We start from the raw sequence: 5,503 nt of genomic DNA, 5'->3' as shown, positions 1-5,503 counted from the left end.
AGGCGCAAGTGCCGCGCCTTCAGGTTGATCTGCAGGTACCAGTCAAGCGCTGACATGTCGTGTACCTCCCCCGGTCTACCTTCTTGCTAAGGACCGTGCCCGGGCAGCGGCAAGCTATCGAACAAACTCGCCGCAAAGTCCGCTCTGGTCGTCGTCCGGTTTAGTCGCCCGCACGTACCACACGGGTTCCCGTTTGACGGCGCGGGATGGACGGTCAATCCTTGGGCTGAAGCGCGTGCAAGCTCATACCGAGCGAAATGGAAGTGAAATAGCCCACCGTGATGAGCAACTCGGCAATCACCGCGCGGCCCAGCCCGGTCTCGTAACGGGCGAAGCGCACGTCGTCGATCACGCCTCCTGCGAGAATATCGGAGACAGCGTCGCAGACCAGACCAAAACGCCCCTCGCCCGCTTCAGGTCGCCGTTTTTCAAGAATGGCGGCGACCACCGGCTCCGGAACCCCGGACTTCAGCGCATGCCGGCGGTGGTTGGCAATGACATAGGGCGCGTTCCAGAAGACCGCCGTCGAGAGAATCGCCACTTCGCTTTCTGCCTCGCTTAGCACCGGTAAATGGTCGACATGGGTGCCAATGATCTCCATCCCTTCGGCCAGATGCGGGTTGTGCAGCCAGATGTTGAACGGTGTGGGAATCCGGCCCCGCCCTTCGCCCAGTCGCGCAATGACTTTCTTTTGTTCGTCGGTGGCCTTCTCCGCGTCGATCCGCTCGAGTCGATTGTCCATCATGCTATTACCCTCCAGTGAAAAGATGCTGAAGCAGGACTCCGGATTGACATGCCCTTATCAACAGGAATCCTACGCACTGTGTCAAGAATTTACGCCTCTTTCGGCGTGCTCAACGCGCTGGCCCCTCCCGCCAAGCGAGAGGAGCAACGATACCGTCACGCGCCCCCAACAGCCAGCGCGGGAAACGACTGCCCCAGGAAGCTGTCCGGCCAGGGAATATGGATGATCTGGTCGAAGACCGCATAGAGGAACACCGTCACGCAAACCGCGAGGATCAGGCTGAGCCGCCAGGACTCGCGCCCCTCGATGCGCATGTAGGTTACGATCATCAGCGGCACCGTCGGGATCATGCCGATCAAGGACATGCAGGCAAGAAACGCGAGGAACCAGCCAAAAAACTTCGCTGCCCGCATCAGAACCACCTTGTTCGGCAGTTTCTCCCCGTGATCGCTCGCCACATCCATATGGATGCCATCGCCGGCGTGTGCCAGTCGTACCTGTGCCGGAATGACGAAGACCTTGTATGCGAGACTGATGGTCCCGGCAATGACAAGGATGCTCGCGACAACCGTCGGTCCGATTCTGGCCATCAGGAGCCATCCCTGCGAAGTCACAAGCATGTAGAGCCCAATGACGATAAAGAGTACATAGACCAGGTCCTCGAGCTTGAGGACGATCTTTCCGCTCGGCCGCAGCCGCGCGAGCCCGCCTCCGCGCACCAGCTTGAACAGCGGCTTGAAAAAGACCAGCGCCGCGAGGATGAGCAGAACCGTAACCACCGGCCGCCTCAGCCAATCCATGCCATAGCGCACGAAGGAGATCGACATGTAACGTTCCATCAGCACGCCGAGTACAAGACCGAGGATCAGCGGCGGACGCGCCCATTTCAGGCGCTTCATGGTCCAGCCGGCCAGCCCGGCAATGAGCAGCACGAATAGGTCGCCCCAGCTACGCGAACCCTGGAAGGCACCGACATAGATGATAGGCATGATGACCGGCAGGATGAGCGTGTAGCGCAGCGTCGAGATCTTGGCAAATTGCCCGCTGAGCAGAAAGCAAAGGCCCGCTCCGAAAATATTGGCAAGCGCGATAGACCAGACCATGGAATAGGTCAGATCGAGATGCTTGGTCAGCATGTCGGGCCCGGGGATGAACCCATGCACCATCATCGCGCTCAGCAGAATAGCCTGCGCCGCGCCACCGGGTACGCCGAAAGACAGCATGGGCACCAGGCTACCGCCCTCCCTCGCGTTATTGGCCGCCTCGGGGGCGATCACACCGCGCACATCGCCCGTGGTAAAGGATTGCTTCGCGCCCTTCGAGGTCTGGAGCGCATGACCGTAGGCGATCCAGTCCGTCACTGCCCCGGTAATGCCAGGAACCGCCCCAAGGACCGAGCCAAGCGCGCCGCAGCGAAGGACCAGGAACCAGTTTCGAAAAGTGTCGATGACACCCTGCCGCATCCCCTGGCGCGAACTGAACTGCACATTTTCGGCGATTGCCGCACGTCGGATGGCGAGATCGCACAGCTCGGGCAACGCGAATATGCCGAGTATGATCGGCACTAGCGGAATACCGTCCTGCAGGTAAAGGATATCTCCCGTCCAGCGCATTTGCCCGGTTGCGACATTGGTGCCGACCATGCCAACCAGAATGCCGAAGCAGGCTGCGACCACCCCCCTCAGCGGCGCGTTGCCCGATAGTGCCGAGACCATTGAGACCCCGAAAATCGTGAGCGCCAGCATTTCCGGCGTGCCAATGGAGAGGACGAAAGGCTGCACCAACGGCAGTGAGAACGCAAGGATGACTGCCCCGATCAGCCCTCCGAGCAACGAGGACGTGTAGCACGCACTCAACGCGCGCGCCGCTTCGCCGCGCTTGGTCATTGGCAGACCGTCGAGCACTGTGGCCTGTGAAGCCGCATGACCTGGAACGCCAAAGAGTACCGCCGGTATCACGTCCGAAGTCGTAATGACCGAAGCCATTCCGAGCAACATCGCAAAGGCCGCATAAGGATCCATCGTGTAGGTGAACGGCACCAAAAGTGCAAAGCCCGTGAGTCCGCCGATCCCGGGCAACAGCCCGATCGCCAGTCCGACCACGACGCCGAAAACAAGAAAGATGAGGCGGTGAAATTGCAAGAGTGCCGACAGCGCATGGCCCGCTGCCAACAGAGTTGCGTCGTTGTAAAAATGCATGCGTCATCCTGATGAGAGAGCAGGCTTGTGGGCTCACGCAGTGAGCCCTTAAGGGTCGCAGATTTCAGCATCGACAGATGGAAGCGCAGTGCGAGCAGGCAACGGTCGCCGCCCGCCCGTAGCGCACCGGCGCTGGCTCTTCGACATCGCTACAAGCTCAGTCAGCAAGAGTAGGGTAAAGGACTTTCGCAGTACGGCCCCAGACCCATGCGCGCTCCTCCTCGCTGAGACTTGCGAAACAGGTGTGCCCTTGATCTATCAGTTTCTTCAACGGCCCTGCGGAGGCCGGATAGTTCGAGCCGAAGGCCAGATGATCTGCCCCGAACACCTTCACCAGGTGCGGGAAAAATGCATCTGCTCCACCTGGTGCCGCCTGCGCGAGATCAAGGGTCCGCGGCGTGATCTTCATATAGACGTTGTCATACTTCGCCAGTTCGAATAGCGCCGCGCAACGCGCATAGGGCGGCCCGTCGTCGAGCTGGGGTCTGGCGCAGTGATCGAGGGCGATCTTCACTGGGGGAAAACGTTCGGCCAACTCGGCCACCATTGACAAACCTTCCAGCGTCGTCTGAACGACCATGGTCATGCCAATCTCGGCACAGCGCTCCCAGATCGGGAAAGTCGCCCGATTGACCAGCCAGCTCCCGTCACTCTGGTGTGTCGCCCCGCCCGTGAAAAGCCGGATTCCGCCCATTCCATGCTCCAACCAGTAATCAAAGGTCTTCAACGCATCGGGCGCCAGCAAGTCGAAGGAATAGACACCGGTAAAGCGCTTCGGGTACTGCGCCACGCTGTCAGCCACGTAAGAGTTATTGTGACCGTAGGTCGTTGAGGAATGCACAATCGCAGCTTTCGCAACTCCGGCCTCATCCATCTCCGCGATCATCTGCTCGAACGTGACCGGACGCGTGGCAGACCAATTCGAGCGATGTCCATGCTGAGGAGCGATAGGGTAGCGGACGGTGTCTGCCGAAATGATATGGGGGTGAATGTCGATGATTTCGGGCGTCATGTGATTGGACCTCCTGGTGGATTGCTGTCATTCACCCGCGTGAGGCTCATGACATTCTCTTGTTTCAGTTCAGAGCAGACCAGGAACGCGCGAGAGCAGGACTGACACCCGCACTTCCCTGACTGCTTTCAGTGAGAACTGAAGATGAGCTTGCGTGCGCTCTCGAGCTGCGACTCGGGTGTGGTGTACAGCGTGCTGACGATCTGTTCCACCGCTCTTCCGTCGATTGGATCGATTGGAAAGCCTGAACGTTTCATTGCCTCGATGAACTCGGGATCCGCGATCGTCTTTGAAAAGGCCGCGCGCAGCGCATTGAGACGATCCTGGGGCACGCCCTTCGGTACGGCGATCGGCCGTCCCGCCTGGAACGGCAGCAGGAACAAGTTGAAGAGCGCTTTGTCATCCGGTTTCGTGATATAGGCGCTCAGGTTCGGGACATCCGGGAACTCCGGCGGGCTTTTCCAGCCTAGGTGCAGCAACACCTTCATCTTGCCGTCAGCGAGCATCCGCACCGGCTCGCCCTGCTGCAGTCCGTCAATGGTCGAGGCCCAGCCGTCGACCTCGCCGCGCTGCATCGCCAGATAAACCTCGCCGCGACCCGTATAGCCCGGCACGATGCTCATCTTGGCACCAAGGTACTCATTGAGCAGCGCCGGCAGCGTCCTGTCCTCGTTCGCGTAACCGGTCGCACCGATATACATTTTCTTTCTGGTGAGATCATCCGCCGTGGTCACACCTGATCGAGTCATTGAAACCAGGCAGTATTCGACCTTGTTGAGACTGCCAAGCCACCTGACTTTGCGCGGGTCAAATCTGTTTTGCCTCGGATCAAGCAGCGGAATATAGAGGTTGTTGCGTTGCAGGAAGCCTATAACGGTACCGTCATCAGGCTGTCTGGACTGAAGCGAGGCTGCCGCGACCATTCCTCCAGCTCCGACCACGTTCATCACCACTGCCTGGGGATGTCCGGGAATGTACTTAACGAAAAATCGCGAGAATTGGCGCGCAACGATGTCAGTCACAGTGCCTGCGTCGGCGCTCACAACAAGCGTCAGGACCTTACCGCGATAAAACTTTTCGACAGACTGATCAGGAGCTGGCCCGGCAAACGCTGTTGCGGCAACACTCAACAGCGCCGCGCAAGCGCATATTGCGGTCCTGAAGTTCATGGTCGTCCTGTCTCCTTGTATTGATCCGCGATCTGCCACTCGTGGCGCACCGGAGATGGTCTCCGTTCCCACGATAAATCGCGTTGCCGTTCGCTTATGAGTGAACGCAACCAGATTTTGCCAGCGCGCCGACGCGGGTCAATTGAGAAAAACTGCCAGGGGCTTGAGCAAATGGTTAAGCCCCCACATGCCGGACTGTGGGCGGGCAGGAGGCGGCCCGTTCCTGAGGATCAGCCCTGTCGGCGGGGACGGTTAGCGCGTCCCCGCCCTTTCACCGCGAGAAGCTGAGCGGCCTCTTCCAGGCACGAAACCATGAGTTGCGCACTGGGCGTCAGGCCGCGGTTGCGATTCCACAGCACGCCGGCCGGGCGGAGCAGCC

Annotated in this window: 4 protein-coding genes; all 4 read right to left on the bottom strand. The window is 59.7% G+C overall.

From position 1 onward, the window contains the following. Positions 1-214: 214 nt before the first annotated feature. Complete coding sequence (locus M0D69_RS43300; protein WP_301787922.1) at positions 215-742, bottom strand: carboxymuconolactone decarboxylase; 528 nt, start codon at positions 740-742, stop codon at positions 215-217. 158 nt (positions 743-900) lie between these two features. After that, on the bottom strand, positions 901-2,943 hold the full coding sequence (locus M0D69_RS43295) for a tripartite tricarboxylate transporter permease (protein WP_301787921.1): 2,043 nt from the start codon (positions 2,941-2,943) through the stop codon (positions 901-903). Positions 2,944-3,100: 157 nt separating this feature from the next. Beyond that, complete coding sequence (locus M0D69_RS43290) at positions 3,101-3,955, bottom strand: amidohydrolase (RefSeq protein WP_301787920.1); 855 nt, start codon at positions 3,953-3,955, stop codon at positions 3,101-3,103. A 128-nt stretch (positions 3,956-4,083) separates the two neighbouring features. Continuing rightward, entirely contained in the window at positions 4,084-5,085 is a 1,002-nt protein-coding gene (locus M0D69_RS43285; protein WP_301787919.1) for a tripartite tricarboxylate transporter substrate binding protein, read from the bottom strand. Positions 5,086-5,503: the final 418 nt, after the last annotated feature.

It is taken from the genome of Caballeronia sp. SEWSISQ10-4 2, from assembly GCF_030464885.1.
Lineage (GTDB): Bacteria > Pseudomonadota > Gammaproteobacteria > Burkholderiales > Burkholderiaceae > Caballeronia.
The sequence above is the reverse complement of the archived record's forward strand: the minus strand, read 5'-3'. Positions and strand labels throughout refer to the sequence as shown.